Consider the following 20,426-nt stretch of genomic DNA (forward strand, 5'->3'; position numbering starts at 1 on the left):
TTTATGGCGTAATTTCAGTCAAACCCATTACATGGTCTGCGTGAAGGTACGAGTAATAACGTCCTGCTGCTGTTCTTTCGTCAGGGAGTTAAAACGTACTGCGTAACCAGATACACGGATGGTCAGCTGCGGATATTTTTCCGGATGTTCCATCGCGTCCAGCAACATTTCACGGTTCATGACGTTGACGTTCAGGTGCTGGCCGCCTTCGATGGACGCTTCGTGGTGGAAGTAACCATCCATCAGACCTGCCAGGTTAGTCTTACGAACTTCGTCGTCTTTACCCAGTGCGTTCGGAACGATAGAGAAGGTATAAGAAATACCATCTTTCGCGTAAGCAAACGGCAGTTTAGCAACGGAGGTCAGAGAAGCGACAGCGCCTTTCTGGTCACGACCGTGCATCGGGTTAGCACCTGGTCCGAACGGCGCGCCAGCACGACGACCATCCGGGGTGTTACCAGTTTTCTTACCATACACAACGTTAGAAGTGATGGTCAGAACAGACTGCGTCGGGATAGCGCCACGGTAGGTGGTCAGTTTCTGAATTTTCTTCATGAAACGTTCTACCAGGTCAACCGCCATGTCATCTACACGAGCGTCGTTGTTACCAAACTGCGGGTATTCGCCTTCGATTTCGAAGTCGATAGCCAGACCATCTTCGTCACGAATCGGTTTAACTTTCGCATATTTGATGGCAGACAGGGAGTCAGCCGCAACGGACAGACCTGCGATACCACACGCCATGGTGCGGATAACGTCACGGTCGTGCAACGCCATCAGAGAGGCTTCGTAGCTGTACTTGTCGTGCATGTAATGGATAACGTTCAGCGCGGTGACATACTGTTTAGCCAGCCAGTCCATGAAGTGATCCATGCGATCCATCACTTCGTCGAAGTTCAGAACATCGCCTTTGATCGGTTCGGATTTCGGACCAACCTGCATTTTCAGTTTTTCATCAACGCCGCCGTTGATTGCGTACAGCATGGTTTTCGCCAGGTTTGCACGCGCGCCGAAGAACTGCATTTGTTTACCAACGATCATCGGGCTTACGCAGCATGCGATAGCGTAGTCATCGTTGTTGAAGTCCGGACGCATCAGGTCATCGTTCTCGTACTGCAGAGAAGAGGTGTCGATGGAGACTTTAGCGGCGAATTTCTTGAAGTTCAGCGGCAGTTTTTCAGACCACAGAACGGTGATGTTCGGCTCCGGAGAAGGACCCATGGTGTACAGGGTGTTCAGGAAGCGGAAGCTGTTTTTGGTGACCAGAGTACGGCCGTCAACGCCCATACCACCGATAGATTCGGTTGCCCAAATCGGGTCGCCGGAGAACAGTTCATCATATTCCGGAGTACGCAGGAAGCGAACCATACGCAGTTTCATGACCAGGTGGTCAATCATTTCCTGTGCGTCTTGCTCGGTGATTTTGCCTGCTTTCAGGTCACGTTCGATGTACGCATCCAGGAAGGTGGATACACGACCGAAGGACATTGCTGCGCCGTTCTGAGATTTAACCGCAGCCAGGTAACCGAAGTAAGTCCACTGGATTGCTTCCTGAGCGTTAGTCGCCGGGCCAGAGATATCGCAGCCGTATTTAGCTGCCATTTCTTTGATCTGACCCAGAGCGCGGTGCTGTTCAGCGATTTCTTCACGCAGACGGATAGTCGCTTCCAGATTTACGCCGTTTTCCAGATCGGATTGCAGAGACGTAAACTGCGCGAATTTGTCTTTCATCAGGTAGTCGATACCGTATAGCGCTACGCGACGGTAGTCACCGATGATACGGCCACGGCCATACGCATCCGGCAGACCGGTCAGAACGCCAGATTTACGGCAACGCAGGATGTCCGGAGTATAAACGTCGAATACGCCCTGGTTGTGGGTCTTACGGTATTCGGTGAAGATTTTTTTGAGCATTGGGTCCAGCTCGCGATTGTACGCTTTGCAGGAACCTTCAACCATTTTGATACCGCCGAACGGGATAATCGCACGCTTCAGCGGAGCTTCAGTCTGCAGACCAACAATTTTCTCAAGCGCTTTGTTGATGTAGCCAGCGTCGTGAGAAGTGATGGTGGAAGCAACGGAGGTGTCAAAGTCAACAGGCGCGTGAGTGCGGTTTTCCTGTTTAACGCCTTCCATTACGCTGTCCCACAGCTTGGTGGTCGCGTCAGTAGCGCCAGCCAGGAAGGACTCGTCACCCTCATACGGAGTGTAGTTTTTCTGAATGAAGTCACGGACGTTTACTTCATTCTGCCAGTCACCTTTGGTAAAACCTTCCCAGGCTGTGGCTAACTTTTCATTAAGCTCGGACATGTAACACCTACCTTCTTAAGTGGATTTTTTATTTACTGCGTGTAATGGGCATCAACAGATTAATGATGCTCGTTACCACGCAGGTAAATGACCCAGTATGTCAACCCGACCAACAAACCGCCGCCGATAATATTACCGATCGTGACCGGAATCAGGTTATCAGTGATGAAGCTCATCACGGTCAGGTGAGAAAAACTTTCCGGAGACGAACCGACTGCGGTCCAAAACTCCGGTGTAGCGAAATCGCGTATTACAATACCCATAGGAATCATAAACATGTTTGCGATACTGTGCTCAAAACCGCTGGCGACAAACATGGCGACGGGCAGTACCATGATGAACGCTTTGTCCATCAGGCTACGACCTGAATAGCTCATCCACACGGCCAGACAAACCATCAGGTTCGCCAGAATACCGAGGCAGACAGCTTCAATAAAAGTGTGGTGCATTTTGTGGTCGGCGGTTTGCAGGACGTTAAGTCCCCATTGACCGTTGGCAGTCATATACTCGCCGGAAAGCCACATCAGTAACACGAAAAGCAGAGCGCCAATCAGGTTACCAAAATAGACGTTTAACCAGTTTTTAGCCAGTTGCCCCCAGGTGATGCGACCGCTAGCTTTAGCTACAACGATCAGAACAGTAGAGGTGAAAAGATCAGCGCCGCAAATAACACAGAGAATCAGTCCCAAAGAGAAACAGATACCCCCGATAAGTTTCGCCATGCCATAAGGCATCGCGCCAGTACCGGTTGTCGCAGTAATATAAAAAACAAAGGCAATTGAAATGAATACGCCGGCGGTAATCGCCAGATAGAAAGTCTTAAGCGGATGTTTCGTTGCTTTATAGACGCCTGCTTCTTCAGCCACTTTGGCCATTGCTGCAGGGAGTAAAAGGTCAAAAGGGTTGTCAGCTTTCACACTAACTCTCTCTTTATTAAGTCGGCGACGAGATACTAACAAAGCATTATAGATGAGAATTTGATATAGATCATATCTCGCCTGGCTTATAGGCCCGTAAGTCGCATGGCTTTTATGCAATTACGGTGTAACTTTTTGATTATTCTAATAAAAATAAATTTTAAAAATTATAAATAGAGTTGAATTTTTTCCTGACTCCTCCTGCTGCACGGTTAATTAATATGGAGTAATCAACAAATAAAGTAACATCACTATGTCAATTAATTTAATATCAACAACCAATATTTAACCTTGTTATTACATTTTTCGCCGTTTAGCGAAAATAAATAAAACGGGGCCGCAAAGGCGCCCCGTAATATAACGCAGCCGAGAGGGTAAACCTACCCTAAGTCACTCATATGGCCTTATTTTGACCAGTATGCCGCTTTCGCGCGCTGTAATTTATCATACGCTTTTAACAAGGACTGATGCGCCGGGAACGCTCGTAGATCGTGGTCGACAGCTGGTAGCCCGTAAAAAGCCGCTTCACCGCTAAGCGCAGCGCTGGCGGCTTCTACAGCCTCCGCGCCATACATTTTTATAAAAGCATTGAGATATTGCAGCGGCTGACGCGCATCCTCTTGCGACAGGAGCAGCAGCGTTTGCAGGCAACGGTAATAGTTTGCGCGTGCCGGACTAAAGACCGACGAATTGAACTCCATCGTCCATTCTGTCCAGATTAGCGCCTGCTCCAAATCGCCGCCCGCTAACGCTAACATTGCTTTTAATTCGCCGACGCGCAGTGTATACCAACCATTGTCCGCTCCGGTCGCCAGACCCAACAGTTCACGCACGCGGGTGAAATCGTCAAAACCTTCTTCATCCAATTGTTCAATCAGATTGAGATAATCTTCTTTATTCCAGGCGCTACCGGGCAGCGAAAGCAGAGTCTCACGAAGATGGCTACCCATATTGTTGTTGGCCAGCCACAGATCTTCGGCAGGATAAATATCAGACATTCCCGGTACGATAATACGACAGGCGTATACGCCGAGATGCTCGTAATCGGCAATGTAAACTTCTTTATCTTCAGCAGCGAAGATGGCCATCAGCGTGGCGAATTCTTCTTCGGTAGTGCCGGAAAAACTCCAGTCCGTGAACGGGTAATCGGCGTCCTGTTTGAACAGATCCCAGGAAATCAGGCCGCTGGAGTCGATGAAGTGGGTCTCCAGATTAGTGTGCTCCGCGACTTCTTCATCATCGAACGTTGGCGGGGTGAAGACATCAAGATCTTTCAGACCGCGTCCCTGAAGTAGCTCGGTCACTGTACGCTCCAGCGCAACGCCAAAGTCAGGATGGGCGCCAAAAGAAGCAAAGCAGGTACCGTTAGCCGAGTTGAACAGCACGACGCAGATAACCGGATACTTACCGCCCAGCGAGCCGTCATAGGCGAAAATCGGGAAACCCTCGGCTTCCAGCGTGGCGATTGACTCCATTACCGCCGGATAACGCGCCATCACCTCTGCGGGAATCTCCGGCAGACTGATACTTTCTGCAATGATGCGATTTTTCACATAGCGCTCGAAGACTTCCGACAGTCCCTGAACGCGGGCTTCATTACGCGTATTGCCGGCGGACATTCCGTTAGAGACATACAGGTTGCCGATAATATTCATCGGAATATACACGGTCTGGTTATCGGACTGACGGGTAAATGGCAGGCCGCAGACGCCGCGTTCTTCATTGCCGGACTGAAGATCAATTAACTGGCTTCCGGTGAGTTCATTTTCCGGATCGTAAAACGCGCGCAGACGGGCATCAAGCAAGCCTTCCGGTACGTCGTCATTTTCAGTCAGCGGGAACCACTTTTCATTCGGATAATGCACGAATGGCCCGTTGGCAACCGTTTCGCCAAGCCAGAAATCAGCAAAAAAGTAGTTGGTTGACAGACGCTCGAAGTATTCGCCCAGCGCCGAGGCCAGCGCCGCTTTTTTGGTCGCGCCTTTTCCGTTGGTAAAGCATAACGCGCACTCTTTATCGCGAATATGCACTGACCAGACGTTTGGCACCGGGTTCAGCCAGGAGGCCTCTTCGATGTGAAAGCCGAGGTCGAGTAACTTTTGCTGGAAGCGGGCGATGGAGTCTTCCAGCGCGGCGTCTTTGCCGGGAATAAATGTTTGCGTCATGAAAATCACTTTTGTCGTACGGAAAGCGCGCAATGATACGGGTTTTATGTGACGGGCGCTATCTCGCCGGGACATCGGCGGAAATAAAAGTATTGGCTATGCTTTTACACTGGAATTCACAGGAAGAGCATAAAAAATGAAAGCATTTGATTTGCAACGAATGGCGCTGGATAACGTGCCGGTAGCGTTTTTGGGGGAAGTGGCGCTACGTAGCTTTTACACCTTTGTTCTGGTGTTTCTTTTCTTAAAGGTGACAGGACGACGCGGCGTACGGCAAATGTCGCTTTTTGAAGTGCTGATCATTTTGACATTGGGGTCGGCGGCAGGCGACGTCGCGTTTTATGATGACGTTCCGATGCTCCCTGTTCTGGTGGTATTCATCACCCTGGCGCTGCTCTATCGCCTGGTCATGTGGCTGATGGCGCATAGTGAAAAGTTGGAAGATCTGCTGGAAGGCAAGTCGGTAGTCATTGTTGAAGACGGCGAACTGGCGTGGGAAAAACTGCAGCGCTCGAACATGACGGAGTTTGAGTTTTTTATGGAGCTTCGCTTGAATGGCGTTGAGCAACTGGGGCAGGTCAGACTGGCTATCCTGGAGACAAACGGACAAATCAGCGTCTATTTCTTTGAAAATAAAGACGTTAAGCCGGGGTTAAGCATTCTTCCTGAGCACTGTACGCCACGCTTTATCGTGGCACCGGAGGCTGGCGACTATGCCTGCGTACGTTGCAGTGAAGTGATACGCATGAACGTCGGGGAAAAGCAATTATGTCCGCGCTGCGCAAATCCAGAATGGACGAAGGCAAGCCGGGCTAAACGCGTTGTTTAACAGCGAAAATATCGGATTTATACGGTTAATCCGGAAGATTCTGTTGTGTGACGCATGCCGCATTTTCTCCTCGCATTGTTTTACCCATTGCGGCGCGTGTCACTGAATGATAAAACCGATATTCACATGAATAACGTTTGCCTGATGTCTGTCAGGCAGGAAACAATGCAGCGTGGTGAGGGGAAATGGCTCAGGTCTTTAATTTTAGTTCAGGTCCGGCGATGCTACCGGCGGAAGTACTTAAACTGGCGCAACAGGAACTGTGTGACTGGCACGGTCTTGGTACGTCGGTAATGGAAATTAGCCATCGAGGCAAAGAGTTTATCCAGGTCGCTGAAGAGGCGGAGCAGGATTTTCGCGATCTCCTTAATATCCCCTCCAACTATAAAGTCTTATTTTGTCACGGCGGCGGTCGCGGGCAGTTTGCTGGCGTGCCGCTCAATCTGCTGGGCGATAAAACCACGGCGGATTATGTCGATGCTGGTTACTGGGCGGCGAGCGCCATCAAAGAAGCCAAAAAATACTGCGCGCCGCAGATTATCGACGCCAAAATCACCGTGGACGGCAAACGTGCCGTAAAACCGATGCGCGAGTGGCAGCTTTCCGATAATGCCGCTTATTTGCACTATTGCCCGAATGAGACCATTGACGGCATCGCCATCGATGAAACGCCGGATTTTGGCCCGGAGGTGGTCGTCACGGCGGACTTTTCTTCTACCATCCTGTCTGCGCCGCTGGACGTCTCTCGCTATGGCGTAATTTATGCTGGCGCGCAGAAGAATATCGGTCCGGCAGGACTGACGCTGGTTATCGTCCGGGAGGATCTGTTAGGCAAGGCGCATGAGAGCTGCCCGTCCATCCTCGACTACACCGTCCTGAATGATAACGACTCGATGTTTAATACGCCGCCGACTTTCGCCTGGTATCTTTCCGGCCTGGTGTTCAAATGGTTGAAAGCGCAGGGCGGCGTGGCGGCGATGCACAAAATCAATCAGCAAAAAGCGGAGTTGCTGTACGGTGTGATTGATAACAGCGATTTCTACCGTAACGATGTCGCACAGGCCAACCGTTCGCGGATGAACGTTCCGTTCCAGTTAGCGGACAATGCGCTGGACAAGGTCTTTCTGGAAGAGTCTTTCGCCGCCGGTCTGCACGCCTTAAAAGGGCACCGTGTTGTTGGTGGTATGCGCGCCTCTATCTATAACGCCATGCCGATTGAAGGGGTGAAAGCGCTGACCGATTTCATGATCGATTTTGAGCGTCGCCACGGCTAATACGTTTCTTTTTTCATCCCCACGGCCAGTCTGTGGGGTTTTTATTTCTGTTTTTTGAGAGTTGAGTTTCATGGAATCCCTGACGTTACAACCCATCGCGCGGGTCGATGGCGCCATTAATTTACCTGGCTCCAAAAGTGTTTCAAACCGTGCTTTGCTCCTGGCGGCTTTAGCTTGTGGTAAAACCGTTCTGACGAATCTGCTGGATAGCGATGACGTCCGCCATATGCTCAATGCCCTGAGCGCGTTGGGGATCAATTACACCCTTTCTGCCGATCGCACCCGCTGTGATATCACGGGTAATGGCGGCCCATTACGCGCGTCAGGCGCTCTGGAACTGTTTCTCGGTAATGCCGGAACCGCGATGCGTCCGTTAGCGGCAGCGCTATGTCTGGGGCAAAATGAGATAGTGTTAACCGGCGAACCGCGTATGAAAGAGCGTCCGATAGGCCATCTGGTCGATTCGCTGCGTCAGGGTGGGGCGAATATTGATTACCAGGAGCAGGAAAACTATCCGCCCCTGCGTCTGCGCGGCGGTTTTATCGGCGGCGACATTGAGGTTGATGGTAGCGTTTCCAGCCAGTTCCTGACCGCTCTGCTGATGACGGCGCCGCTGGCCCCTAAAGACACAATTATTCGCGTTAAAGGCGAACTGGTATCAAAACCTTACATCGATATCACGCTAAATTTAATGAAAACCTTTGGCGTGGAGATAACGAACCATCACTACCAACAATTTGTCGTGAAGGGCGGTCAACAGTATCACTCTCCAGGTCGCTATCTGGTCGAGGGCGATGCCTCGTCAGCGTCCTATTTTCTCGCCGCTGGGGCGATAAAAGGCGGCACGGTAAAAGTGACCGGGATTGGCCGCAAAAGTATGCAGGGCGATATTCGTTTTGCCGATGTGCTGGAGAAAATGGGCGCGACCATTACCTGGGGCGATGATTTTATTGCCTGCACGCGCGGCGAATTGCACGCCATAGATATGGATATGAACCATATTCCGGATGCGGCGATGACGATTGCCACCACGGCGTTGTTTGCGAAAGGAACCACGACGTTGCGCAATATTTATAACTGGCGAGTGAAAGAAACCGATCGCCTGTTCGCGATGGCGACCGAGCTACGTAAAGTGGGCGCTGAAGTCGAAGAAGGGCACGACTATATTCGTATCACGCCGCCGGCGAAGCTCCATCACGCGGATATTGGCACGTACAACGACCACCGTATGGCGATGTGCTTCTCACTGGTCGCACTGTCCGATACGCCAGTCACGATCCTGGACCCGAAATGTACCGCAAAAACGTTCCCTGATTATTTCGAACAACTGGCGCGGATGAGTACGCCTGCCTAATCCTTCTGTTGCGCCAGTCGAGAGGCTGGCGCATCAAGGTCCGCATTCGCACTATTTTTACAATTATGACTAATGCTAATTTGTTGATGATTTAACACATTGATTTATGTGTTTTTTATAATAGTTATCAACGGAAGATTAGTATGAAAAATAAATCATTATTACTGGCGGTGGCGATTTCCGCTACGCTACTGGCAGGATGTAAAAATGGCGTGAATGGCAATTTAATCGCCAGTTCCGGCATGTCAGCCTACAAAGCCGCCACACTGTCCGATGCGGATGTTAAGGCATTATCTAATAATGCCTGTAAACAAATGGACAGCGAGAATCAACTGGCAGGTTCGAAAAGCAAATACACCAAACGTCTGAGCAAAATCGCTAAAGCGCTGGGTAACAACATTGACGGTACGCCGGTTAGCTATAAAGTCTATATGACCAGCGATATCAACGCATGGGCGATGGCGAACGGTTGCGTTCGCGTATACTCCGGCCTGATGGATCTGATGACCGATAATGAAATTGAAGGCGTACTGGGCCATGAATTGGGCCATGTCTCTTTAGGGCACTCCCGCAAGGCAATGCAGACCGCCTATGCCACGCTGGCGGCTCGCGATGCGATTTCCGCCACCAGCGGCGTCGCAGCGCAGCTTTCCCAGTCTCAATTGGGCGATCTGGCGGAAGGCGTCATCAATTCGGCGTTTTCTCGCAGTCAGGAGTCGGATGCGGATGACTTCTCTTACGATCTGCTGAAAAAACGCGGGATTAACACCCAGGGCTTAGTCACGGCATTCGATAAATTCGCCACAATGGACGCAGGTCATGCAAAATCATTGATGGACTCCCACCCGGCCTCAGCCGATCGCGCGCAGCATATGCGCGACAGAATTGCCGAAGATAAAAAGTAAATCATTGTCATCTTTCGGGCTGGTTTCTCGCCGGCCCGCTATAATTGCGCAATTATTCCGCATCTGATTACAGACAAAACTGGTTTTTGCACGCAACGTTAACGGTCGCGAGCGTTGGCGCGTATAATGCGCGGCGTTTACGTTAACGGTACGCCTGTTTAAGGAGATAAAGATGACGGCAATTGCCCCGGTAATAACCATTGATGGCCCAAGCGGTGCAGGTAAAGGCACCTTGTGCAAAGCAATGGCGGAAGCATTGCAATGGCATCTGCTGGATTCCGGCGCGATATACCGCGTACTGGCGCTGGCGGCATTGCACCACCATGTCGATCTCGCCTCTGAAGATGCGCTGGTGCCGCTGGCGTCCCATCTGGACGTGCGTTTCGTCTCAACGGACGGCAACCTGGAAGTTATCCTGGAAGGCGAGGACGTTAGCGGTGAAATTCGTACGCAGGAAGTCGCGAACGCGGCATCCCAGGTGGCGGCATTCCCACGCGTGCGCGAAGCGCTTCTTCGCCGCCAACGTGCATTCCGCGAAGCGCCTGGTTTAATCGCCGATGGACGCGATATGGGGACCGTGGTCTTCCCGGATGCGCCGGTAAAAATTTTCCTTGACGCCTCCTCGGAGGAACGTGCGCATCGACGTATGCTACAGTTGCAGGAGAATGGCTTTAGTGTTAACTTTGAACGCCTTTTGGCCGAGATCAAGGAACGCGACGATCGCGATCGTAATCGCGCTGTAGCGCCGTTAGTTCCTGCTGCTGATGCATTAGTTTTGGATTCTACCCGATTAAGCATTGAGCAAGTGATTGAAAAAGCGTTACAATATGCGCGCCAAAAATTGGCTCTCGCTTAAATGCGACCGAATTTGTAGTACCCCCGTTGCAAAGGATTGACAGCGGGTATGTTAAACAACCCCATCCGGCACGGAGCCAGGTGGACGTTAAATATGAAACCTGAAGATTAAACATGACTGAATCTTTTGCTCAACTCTTTGAAGAATCCTTAAAAGAAATCGAAACCCGCCCGGGTTCCATCGTTCGTGGTGTTGTTGTTGCTATCGACAAAGACGTAGTACTGGTTGACGCCGGTCTGAAATCTGAGTCTGCCATTCCGGCTGAGCAGTTCAAAAACGCCCAGGGCGAACTGGAAATCCAGGTTGGTGACGAAGTTGACGTTGCTCTGGATGCAGTAGAAGACGGCTTCGGTGAAACTCTGCTCTCTCGTGAGAAAGCTAAACGTCACGAAGCATGGATCACGCTGGAAAAAGCTTACGAAGATGCTGAAACTGTTACCGGTGTTATCAACGGCAAAGTTAAGGGTGGCTTCACTGTTGAGCTGAACGGTATTCGCGCGTTCCTGCCAGGTTCTCTGGTAGACGTTCGTCCGGTGCGTGACACTCTGCACCTGGAAGGCAAAGAGCTTGAATTCAAAGTAATCAAGCTGGACCAGAAACGTAACAACGTTGTGGTTTCTCGTCGTGCCGTTATCGAATCCGAAAACAGCGCAGAACGCGATCAGCTGCTGGAAAACCTGCAGGAAGGCATGGAAGTTAAAGGTATCGTTAAGAACCTCACTGACTACGGTGCATTCGTTGATCTGGGCGGCGTTGACGGCCTGCTGCACATCACTGATATGGCCTGGAAACGCGTTAAGCATCCGAGCGAAATCGTGAACGTTGGCGACGAAATCAACGTGAAAGTGCTGAAATTCGACCGCGAGCGTACCCGTGTATCCCTGGGCCTGAAACAGCTGGGCGAAGATCCGTGGGTTGCTATCGCTAAACGTTATCCGGAAGGTACCAAACTGACCGGTCGCGTGACCAACCTGACCGACTACGGCTGCTTCGTTGAAATCGAAGAAGGCGTTGAAGGCCTGGTTCACGTTTCCGAAATGGACTGGACCAACAAAAACATCCACCCGTCCAAAGTGGTTAACGTTGGCGACGTAGTGGAAGTGATGGTTCTGGATATCGACGAAGAACGTCGTCGTATCTCCCTGGGTCTGAAGCAGTGCAAATCTAACCCGTGGCAGCAGTTCGCAGAAACCCACAACAAGGGCGACCGCGTTGAAGGTAAAATCAAGTCTATCACTGACTTCGGTATCTTCATCGGCCTGGACGGCGGCATCGACGGCCTGGTTCACCTGTCTGACATCTCCTGGAACGTTGCAGGCGAAGAAGCAGTTCGTGAATACAAAAAAGGCGACGAAATCGCTGCAGTTGTTCTGCAGGTTGACGCAGAACGTGAACGTATCTCCCTGGGCGTTAAACAGCTCGCAGAAGATCCGTTCAACAACTGGGTTGCTCTGAACAAGAAAGGCGCTATCGTAACCGGTAAAGTCACTGCAGTTGACGCTAAAGGCGCAACCGTAGAACTGGCTGACGGCGTTGAAGGTTACCTGCGTGCTTCTGAAGCATCCCGTGACCGCGTTGAAGATGCGACTCTGGTTCTGAGCGTTGGCGACGACGTTGAAGCTAAATTCACCGGCGTTGATCGTAAAAACCGCGCAATCAGCCTGTCTGTTCGTGCGAAAGACGAAGCTGACGAGAAAGATGCCATCGCAACTGTTAACAAACAGGAAGATGCAAACTTCTCTAACAACGCAATGGCTGAAGCATTCAAAGCAGCTAAAGGCGAGTAATCCTCTGAAACTTCGGGCCTTTTAGTCCGAAGTATAACGAGATTACTTGACAGATTGCAGGTTTCGGCCTGTAATCAAGCACTAAGGGCGGCTACGGCCGCCCTTAATCAATCTCACGGCTGCAGCCAATTTGCCTTTAAGGAACCGGAGGAATCATGACCAAGTCAGAATTGATTGAAAGACTTGCAACCCAGCAATCTCACATTCCCGCTAAGGCGGTTGAAGACGCGGTAAAAGAGATGCTGGAGCATATGGCCTCGACTCTTGCGCAGGGCGAGCGTATTGAAATCCGCGGTTTCGGCAGTTTTTCTTTGCATTACCGCGCGCCTCGTACCGGACGTAACCCCAAGACCGGCGATAAAGTGGAACTGGAAGGAAAATACGTTCCTCACTTTAAACCGGGTAAAGAACTGCGCGATCGCGCCAATATTTACGGTTAAGTTTTAACGCAAAACTTGAACCCGAAAAAAGCACCGTCAGGGTGCTTTTTTCATTTATACGCCGTCAGGCGCAAACGCTATTCGACCGAAAACTGGAAAACGTTTCGCATTTTTTGCTGCGTCTTACATTTATCAGGTAAAAAACCTGGAATCCGCGCCGTATAGTACAAAATCCCCTCCAGACAATGGCGTCCTGAACCTGCACACTTTCCCGCACAGGGAGGTGTCTATGAAGATAACGACGGTCAGCGTATGCGTAGTATGCGGCATACTTCCGCTCATGATATTGCCAGTATTACCTGACACGTGGATTCTCGCGGTGCTGTTTTGTCTGGCATGTTTGCTTTGCCTCATACCCCATCACTATGCGCGCTACGCGGCATTAACCTTGCTCTTTTTCATGTGGGGGATATTTGCCGCCAGGCAGGCCATCTGGGCGGGAAACGTCCTGCCCGCCGCGACGCAGGAGGCGACAGTCGTCATTACTGCCACCGATCATATGACCACTCATTATGGGCGAATCACCCATTTGCGTGGAAAGCCGCTCTTTCCTGCTGTAGGGATTGTCCTGCATGGCCAGTACTTACCCACGGAAGTGTGTGCCGGGCAACAGTGGGCGATGACGCTGAAGGTCAGAGCGGTACACGGACAGCTTAACGAAGGCGGTTTTGATAGCCAACGTTACGCGCTGGCGCAGCACCAACCATTGACCGGGCGTTTTCTACAGGCTAAAGCGATTAACCCTGAGTGTAGCTTGCGTGGGCGCTATCTTGCTTCGATTCGCGCTACGCTTGCGCCTTATCCGTGGCAACAGGTTATTCTGGCGTTGGGAATGGGGGAGCGGGGAGAGGTGTCGCAGGAGGTGAAGGCCGTTATGCGCGATACGGGGACTGCCCATTTGATGGCGATTTCCGGCCTGCATATTGCTTTTGCCGCGTTATTGGCTGGCGGATTAATCCGTGGCGGACAATTCTTTTTGCCGGTCAGATGGATTCGTTGGCAGACGCCATTGCTGGGCGGCATTCTTTGCGCGATATGTTATGCCTGGCTTACCGGCTTACAACCGCCTGCGCTGCGCACGGTGGCGGCACTGAGCGTCTGGGGAGGATTAAAATTAAGCGGACGACAGTGGAGCGGCTGGCAAGTCTGGTGCTGCTGTCTGGCCGCGATTATTTTCGCCGATCCTGTGGCGGTTATATCACAAAGTCTTTGGCTGTCAGCATTTGCGGTTGCCGGCCTGTTATTCTGGTATCAGTGGTTTCCTGCGCCAAACGGAAATTTTCCACGAGGCTTACGCTGGTTGCTTAACCTGCTTCACCTACAGGCAGGCATCACACTTCTGCTTTTGCCTCTCCAGGTGGCGCTTTTTCATGGCATAAGCGTTACCGCAATGCTGGCGAATCTTTTTGCCGTACCCTGGGTCACATTTGTGACGGTTCCACTCATCCTGGCGGGAATGATTCTGCATTTAACCGGGCCGTTTTTTCTTGAAGAGTGGGTATGGTACCTGACCGATCGCGCGTTAGCCGCGCTATTTTACCTGTTGAATGCTTTACCGCAGGGCTGGGTGAATATTGATAACCGTTGGCAGTGGCTGACGTTTTTGCCCTGGTTAACACTTATCGCGTGGCGATTAAACGTCTGGCGTACCTGGCCGGCGGTCTGTTTATGCGGGTTATTGTTGATGAGCTGGCCACTCTGGCGGCCGATAAACGCCAGCGGATGGCAGGTGCATATGCTGGATGTCGGTCAGGGGCTGGCGATAGCGATCGTCAGGGGCGATAAAGTAATACTCTACGATACCGGTCGGGCATGGCCGGAGGGCGACAGCGGGCAACAGGTTATTATTCCCTGGTTGCGCTGGCATAATCTGACGCCGGAGGGCGTTATTTTGAGTCATGAGCATCTGGATCATCGGGGCGGGCTGCGTTCGCTACAGCGGGCCTGGCCGTCAATGTGGATTCGCAGCCCGTTAGGCTGGCAGGGGCATTTGCCCTGTTTTCGCGGCGAGCAGTGGCAATGGCAGGGGTTAACGTTTCAGGCGCACTGGCCGTTACGCGAAAGTGCCGATCGAGGAAATAACCGTTCCTGTGTGGTCAAAGTGGATGACGGCGTACATAGCATCCTGCTCACGGGCGATATTGAAGCGGGCGCTGAACAAAAAATGCTAAGTCGTTACTGGCAACATCTTGCGGCGACGTTTATCCAGGTGCCGCATCATGGTAGTAATACGTCGTCGTCGTTACCATTTATTCAGCGCGTACATGGTGAAGCGGCGCTGGCGTCCGCATCGCGCTATAACGCATGGCGGCTGCCGTCCCGCAAGGTAAAACAGCGCTACCGGCAACAGGCGTATCAGTGGTTTGATACACCCCACCAGGGGCAAATTTCGCTGCGGTTTTCTCCGCAGGGCTGGCGCATACAAGGCTTGCGGGATCAAATTTTACCTCGCTGGTATCATCAGTGGTTTGGCGTGTCCGAGGATAACGGGTAGAATATGCGGCTATTTCAACAAATGCTGGTTTTTTGAATGCATAACGATAAAGATCTCTCTACGTGGCAGACCTTCCGCCGACTGTGGCCAACCATAGCGCCTTTTAAAGCAGGTCTGATCGTGGCGGGCATAGCGTTAATTCTCAACGCAGCCAGCGATACCTTCATGCTATCGCTCCTCAAGCCATTACTGGATGATGGTTTCGGTAAAACGGATCGCTCAGTGTTGCTGTGGATGCCGCTGGTGGTTATTGGGCTGATGATATTACGAGGCATCACTAGCTATATCTCCAGCTACTGTATTTCATGGGTGTCAGGCAAGGTGGTAATGACCATGCGCCGTCGCCTGTTTGGCCATATGATGGGAATGCCCGTCGCCTTCTTTGATAAACAGTCTACCGGTACGCTGCTGTCGCGTATTACATACGATTCAGAACAGGTTGCCTCTTCTTCATCTGGCGCGCTGATTACCGTGGTGCGTGAAGGGGCATCGATCATCGGATTGTTTATCATGATGTTCTATTACAGCTGGCAGCTGTCGATCATCCTGGTTGTTCTGGCGCCGATTGTGTCGATTGCGATTCGCGTTGTCTCAAAGCGGTTCCGCAGCATCAGTAAAAATATGCAGAACACGATGGGACAAGTGACTACCAGCGCTGAACAAATGCTGAAAGGACACAAAGAGGTACTGATTTTTGGCGGTCAGGAAGTCGAAACTAAACGCTTTGATAAAGTCAGCAATAAGATGCGACTGCAAGGCATGAAAATGGTCTCTGCCTCGTCAATTTCTGATCCTATCATTCAGCTCATTGCCTCGCTGGCGCTGGCGTTTGTTCTCTATGCTGCGAGCTTCCCAAGCGTAATGGATAGCCTGACGGCAGGGACCATCACCGTGGTGTTCTCCTCCATGATCGCGCTGATGCGTCCATTAAAATCGCTGACAAACGTTAACGCGCAGTTCCAGCGTGGGATGGCGGCTTGTCAGACGTTGTTTGCGATTCTGGACAGCGAACAGGAGAAAGATGAAGGTAAACGTGTCATTGACCGCGCGACCGGCGATCTCGAATTCCGCAATGTGACGTTTACTTACCCGGGCCGTGAAGTGCCGGCATTGCGTAACATCAATTTGAAAATTCCTGCCGGGAAAACCGTGGCGCTGGTGGGGCGTTCCGGATCGGGTAAATCAACTATCGCCAGCCTGATCACCCGTTTCTACGATATTGATGAAGGACACATCCTGATGGATGGTCACGATCTACGCGAATACACTCTGGCCTCGCTACGTAATCAGGTGGCGCTGGTTTCGCAAAACGTGCATCTGTTTAACGACACGGTCGCTAATAACATTGCTTATGCCCGGACGGAAGAATACAGCCGCGAGCAGATTGAAGAGGCGGCGCGCATGGCCTATGCCATGGACTTTATCAACAAGATGGATAATGGCCTGGATACCATCATCGGCGAAAACGGCGTACTGCTTTCCGGTGGTCAACGTCAGCGTATCGCGATTGCCCGCGCCTTACTGCGCGACAGCCCGATTCTGATCCTTGATGAAGCTACGTCCGCGCTGGATACCGAATCTGAACGTGCGATTCAGGCCGCGTTGGATGAGCTGCAGAAAAACCGTACCTCTCTGGTGATTGCGCACCGTCTTTCCACCATCGAACAGGCGGATGAGATCGTTGTAGTCGAAGACGGTATTATCGTTGAGCGCGGCACTCATAGCGAGCTGCTGGCGCAACACGGCGTTTACGCCCAGCTACATAAGATGCAATTTGGCCAATGATTGCGCGTATCTGGTCGGGTGAATCCCCGCTATGGCGGTTACTGCTGCCGCTCTCCTGGCTGTATGGCCTGGTGAGCGGGGCGATTCGTCTGAGCTATAAGCTTGGTTTTAAACACGCCTGGCGAGCGCCGGTACCGGTGGTTGTGGTAGGGAATCTTACGGCTGGCGGTAACGGTAAAACACCCGTAGTCATTTGGCTGGTGGAAAAGCTGCAACAGCGTGGCGTGCGCGTGGGGGTCGTTTCCCGCGGCTACGGCGGGAAAGCTGCCGCTTATCCGCTGCTCCTGACGCCGGAGACGACAACCGCAGAAGCGGGAGATGAACCGGTATTGATTTATCAACGGACCGGCGCGCCTGTCGCGGTGGCGCCTGAACGCGCCGCGGCGGTGAAAGCGATTCTGGCGGCGCATAATGTGCAGATTATTATCACCGACGATGGGTTGCAGCATTACCGACTAGCGCGAGATATTGAAATTGTGGTGATTGACGGCGTGCGCCGTTTTGGCAACGGCTGGTGGCTTCCTGCCGGTCCTATGCGCGAACGCGCCAGTCGCCTGAAAACCGTGGATGCCGCTATCGTGAATGGCGGCGTCGCCCGGGCGGGCGAAATCCCCATGCAGCTAACGCCTGGACTAGCGGTGAACTTACGTACGGGAGCGCGTTGCGATGTGGCGCAACTGAGCAATATTGTGGCGATGGCGGGCATCGGTCATCCGCCGCGATTTTTCGCGACGCTGGAAGCCTGTGGCGCGCATCCGCAAAAGTGTGTCCCGCTGGCCGATCATCAAACGCTCGCCCCTGCTGACGTTCAGGCGTTGGTCGGTGAAGGGCAGACCCTGGTAATGACGGAAAAAGACGCGGTGAAATGCCGTGCTTTTGCCGAAGATAACTGGTGGTTCTTACCGGTTGATGCGCGTTTGTCCGGTGAGCAGCCTGATAAGTTGCTTGAACATATCACCTCGCTGGTTCGCTAGCGTACCCCAATGCAGCGGCAGTGATGAATTTATGGAGCCATGAATGTCATTGCCGTACCTTTCTCTTTCCCAGGCCCGGTGTCTTCACCTTGCTGCGCAGGGGCTATTGAAAAAGCCGCGCCGTAACGCGATGCCTGGCGATGTTCTTGCCGCCATCTCACGCATGGCGTTGTTGCAAATTGATACCATCAATGTTGTCGCACGTAGCCCCTATCTGGTGCTGTTTAGCCGTCTCGGTTCGTACCCGCAGGCCTGGCTGGATGAGGCGCTGCGACGCGGCGAGTTAATCGAATACTGGGCGCATGAGGCCTGTTTCTTACCACGCCGCGACTTTAAACTTATCCGCCATCGTATGCTGTCGCCGGAAAAGATGGGCTGGAAATATCGCGCGGCATGGATGCATGAGCACGCGGAAGAAATAGAACAGCTAGTGCGGCATATTCAGGAGCACGGTCCGGTGCGTTCTGCCGATTTTGAACATGCGCGGAAAGGCGTCAGCGGCTGGTGGGAATGGAAACCACATAAACGCCACCTTGAGGGTTTATTTACCGCCGGAAAAGTCATGGTTGTTGAGCGGCGTAATTTTCAACGTGTATATGATTTAACGCCCCGTGTGATGCCGCACTGGGATGATGAACGCGATGGACTGTCACAGTCGCAGGCGGAAAGCCTGATGCTGGATAATAGCGCGCGCAGTCTGGGGATTTTCCGTGAACAGTGGCTGGCGGATTACTACCGCCTGAAACGTCCTGACCTGAAGGGATGGCGGGAGAGCCGGGCGGAACAGCAGCAGATTATTCCGGTCGAGGTGGAAACGTTGGGGCGGATGTGGCTTCATGCCGATCTTCTTTCGCAGCTTGAACCGGCGCTAAATAACGCCTTAAAGGCGACCCATAGCGCAGTGCTGTCGCCTTTCGATCCTGTGGTATGGGATCGCAAGCGGGCAGCGCAGCTCTTCGGATTTAACTATCGGCTGGAATGTTATACGCCTGCGGCGAAGCGCCAGTACGGTTATTTTGTGCTGCCGCTATTATACCAGGGCCGTTTAGTCGGGCGAATGGATGCCAAAATGCACCGTAAAACGGGGGTGCTTGAGGTTATCTCGCTGTATCTGGAGGACGATATTCGCCCTGGCGTTAGTCTGCAAAAAGGAATCTGGCAGGCCATTAGCGCGTTTGCTGCCTGGCAACGGGCGTCGCGCGTGACGCTGGGACAATGTCCGCCAGGCCTGTTTAGCGCCATGCGTCATGGCTGGGAAATAGACCCTGCATCATAACCGATTATGTTAATATTGAAGGATTCACAATCCGGTCCATCTGGAGGAACTATGGATCATCGTCTGCTTGAAATCATCGCCTGCCCGGTATGTAACGGCAAACTCTGGTATAACCAGGAAAAGCAAGAATTAATTTGCAAACTGGATAATCTCGCTTTCCCGTTACGCGACGGCATTCCTGTATTGCTGGAAAATGAAGCTCGCTCCCTGACATCTGATGAGAGTAAATCATGAGTTTCGTCGTCATCATTCCGGCCCGTTTTTCATCTACCCGACTGCCAGGCAAACCATTAGTGGATATTAATGGTAAGCCCATGATTGTTCATGTCCTGGAGCGGGCGCGCGAATCTGGCGCGGAACGCATTATTGTCGCGACCGATCATGAAGACGTGGCTCGTGCGGTAGAAGCGGCTGGCGGCGAAGTGTGCATGACGCGCGCCGATCACCAGTCCGGCACCGAACGGTTGGCGGAAGTGGTAGAGAAGTGCGGATTCAGCGACGATACCGTTATTGTGAACGTTCAGGGCGATGAGCCGATGATCCCGGCGGTTATTATTCGCCAGGTTGCGGAAAATCTGGCGCAGCGCCAGGTTGGTATGGCGACGCTGGCGGTGCCGATTCACAGCGCCGAAGAAGCGTTTAACCCGAATGCGGTAAAAGTTGTGCTGGATGCCGAAGGCTATGCGCTTTACTTTTCTCGGGCGACGATTCCCTGGGATCGCGACCGCTTTGCAAAAAGCCTGGAAACGGTAGGGGATACTTGCCTTCGTCACCTGGGCATTTATGGCTATCGCGCGGGTTTTATCCGCCGTTACGTGAGCTGGCAACCCAGCCCGCTGGAACATATTGAAATGCTGGAGCAACTCCGTGTGCTGTGGTACGGCGAAAAAATTCATGTCGCCGTCGCCAAAGCGGTGCCCGGCACGGGCGTAGACACCGCCGACGACCTGGAGCGCGTGCGCGCTGAAATGCGTTAACATGATCCTGTTCATGATCGTCTTAGACGGTCATGAACAGCGCGGTATGATAGCGCAAAGATGAATACTCACGTCTGCTCATC

16 protein-coding genes are annotated in these 20,426 nt (G+C 52.2%); 13 read left to right on the plus strand and 3 right to left on the minus strand.

The genetic code is table 11. From position 1 onward, the window contains the following. Positions 1–27: 27 nt before the first annotated feature. The 3 genes from pflB to ycaO all read right to left on the minus strand — a co-directional run bounded on the left by pflB (position 28) and on the right by ycaO (position 5,392). A complete protein-coding gene (gene pflB / locus ACLJZ5_RS11905) occupies positions 28–2,310 on the minus strand; it encodes a formate C-acetyltransferase (RefSeq protein ID WP_001292803.1) in 2,283 nt (760 codons plus the stop codon). Positions 2,311–2,369: 59 nt separating this feature from the next. Next, entirely contained in the window at positions 2,370–3,227 is an 858-nt protein-coding gene (focA, locus tag ACLJZ5_RS11910; protein WP_000642539.1) for a formate transporter FocA, read from the minus strand. A gap of 404 nt (positions 3,228–3,631) precedes the next feature. Continuing rightward, positions 3,632–5,392, minus strand: coding sequence for a 30S ribosomal protein S12 methylthiotransferase accessory factor YcaO (gene ycaO, locus ACLJZ5_RS11915; protein WP_024797294.1), 1,761 nt, complete (start codon positions 5,390–5,392; stop codon positions 3,632–3,634). A 136-nt stretch (positions 5,393–5,528) separates the two neighbouring features. On the opposite strand from ycaO, the gene ACLJZ5_RS11920 reads away from it, so the two are divergent. The 13 genes from ACLJZ5_RS11920 to kdsB all read left to right on the plus strand — a co-directional run bounded on the left by ACLJZ5_RS11920 (position 5,529) and on the right by kdsB (position 20,343). Then, on the plus strand, positions 5,529–6,221 hold the full coding sequence (locus ACLJZ5_RS11920; RefSeq protein ID WP_000642868.1) for a DUF421 domain-containing protein: 693 nt from the start codon (positions 5,529–5,531) through the stop codon (positions 6,219–6,221). Positions 6,222–6,406: 185 nt separating this feature from the next. Then, complete coding sequence (gene serC, locus ACLJZ5_RS11925) at positions 6,407–7,495, plus strand: 3-phosphoserine/phosphohydroxythreonine transaminase (protein ID WP_024797293.1); 1,089 nt, start codon at positions 6,407–6,409, stop codon at positions 7,493–7,495. 70 nt (positions 7,496–7,565) lie between these two features. After that, on the plus strand, positions 7,566–8,849 hold the full coding sequence (gene aroA / locus ACLJZ5_RS11930) for a 3-phosphoshikimate 1-carboxyvinyltransferase (protein ID WP_024797292.1): 1,284 nt from the start codon (positions 7,566–7,568) through the stop codon (positions 8,847–8,849). A gap of 143 nt (positions 8,850–8,992) precedes the next feature. Next, positions 8,993–9,754 carry a M48 family metallopeptidase gene (locus ACLJZ5_RS11935; RefSeq protein ID WP_000792301.1) on the plus strand — a complete coding sequence of 254 codons (762 nt, stop codon included), beginning with the start codon at positions 8,993–8,995 and terminating at the stop codon, positions 9,752–9,754. A gap of 172 nt (positions 9,755–9,926) precedes the next feature. Next, on the plus strand, positions 9,927–10,610 hold the full coding sequence (cmk, locus tag ACLJZ5_RS11940; RefSeq protein WP_000125007.1) for a (d)CMP kinase: 684 nt from the start codon (positions 9,927–9,929) through the stop codon (positions 10,608–10,610). 113 nt (positions 10,611–10,723) lie between these two features. Further along, positions 10,724–12,397 (plus strand): 30S ribosomal protein S1, encoded by a 1,674-nt coding sequence (gene rpsA, locus ACLJZ5_RS11945; RefSeq protein ID WP_000140324.1) that lies wholly within the window; start codon positions 10,724–10,726, stop codon positions 12,395–12,397. Positions 12,398–12,552: 155 nt separating this feature from the next. Continuing rightward, positions 12,553–12,837: an integration host factor subunit beta gene (ihfB, locus tag ACLJZ5_RS11950; RefSeq protein WP_000167332.1), complete on the plus strand. Its 285-nt coding sequence runs from the start codon at positions 12,553–12,555 to the stop codon at positions 12,835–12,837. 229 nt (positions 12,838–13,066) lie between these two features. Continuing rightward, entirely contained in the window at positions 13,067–15,331 is a 2,265-nt protein-coding gene (locus tag ACLJZ5_RS11955; RefSeq protein WP_024797291.1) for a ComEC family protein, read from the plus strand. A gap of 36 nt (positions 15,332–15,367) precedes the next feature. Next, positions 15,368–17,116: a lipid A ABC transporter ATP-binding protein/permease MsbA gene (gene msbA / locus ACLJZ5_RS11960; RefSeq protein ID WP_000551246.1), complete on the plus strand. Its 1,749-nt coding sequence runs from the start codon at positions 15,368–15,370 to the stop codon at positions 17,114–17,116. Continuing rightward, a complete protein-coding gene (lpxK, locus tag ACLJZ5_RS11965) occupies positions 17,113–18,090 on the plus strand; it encodes a tetraacyldisaccharide 4'-kinase (protein WP_024797290.1) in 978 nt (325 codons plus the stop codon). Before msbA ends, lpxK begins: the two co-directional genes overlap by 4 nt. 43 nt (positions 18,091–18,133) lie before the next feature. Beyond that, entirely contained in the window at positions 18,134–19,366 is a 1,233-nt protein-coding gene (locus tag ACLJZ5_RS11970; RefSeq protein WP_024797289.1) for a winged helix-turn-helix domain-containing protein, read from the plus strand. Between the two features lie 51 nt (positions 19,367–19,417). Next, on the plus strand, positions 19,418–19,600 hold the full coding sequence (gene ycaR / locus ACLJZ5_RS11975) for a protein YcaR (RefSeq protein ID WP_000350056.1): 183 nt from the start codon (positions 19,418–19,420) through the stop codon (positions 19,598–19,600). Next, positions 19,597–20,343 (plus strand): 3-deoxy-manno-octulosonate cytidylyltransferase, encoded by a 747-nt coding sequence (gene kdsB / locus ACLJZ5_RS11980; RefSeq protein WP_000011576.1) that lies wholly within the window; start codon positions 19,597–19,599, stop codon positions 20,341–20,343. The genes ycaR and kdsB overlap by 4 nt, the downstream gene beginning before the upstream one ends. The last annotated feature ends 83 nt before the right edge of the window (positions 20,344–20,426 follow it).

This window comes from Salmonella sp. 5800, assembly GCF_046558195.1.
Lineage (GTDB): Bacteria > Pseudomonadota > Gammaproteobacteria > Enterobacterales > Enterobacteriaceae > Salmonella > Salmonella enterica.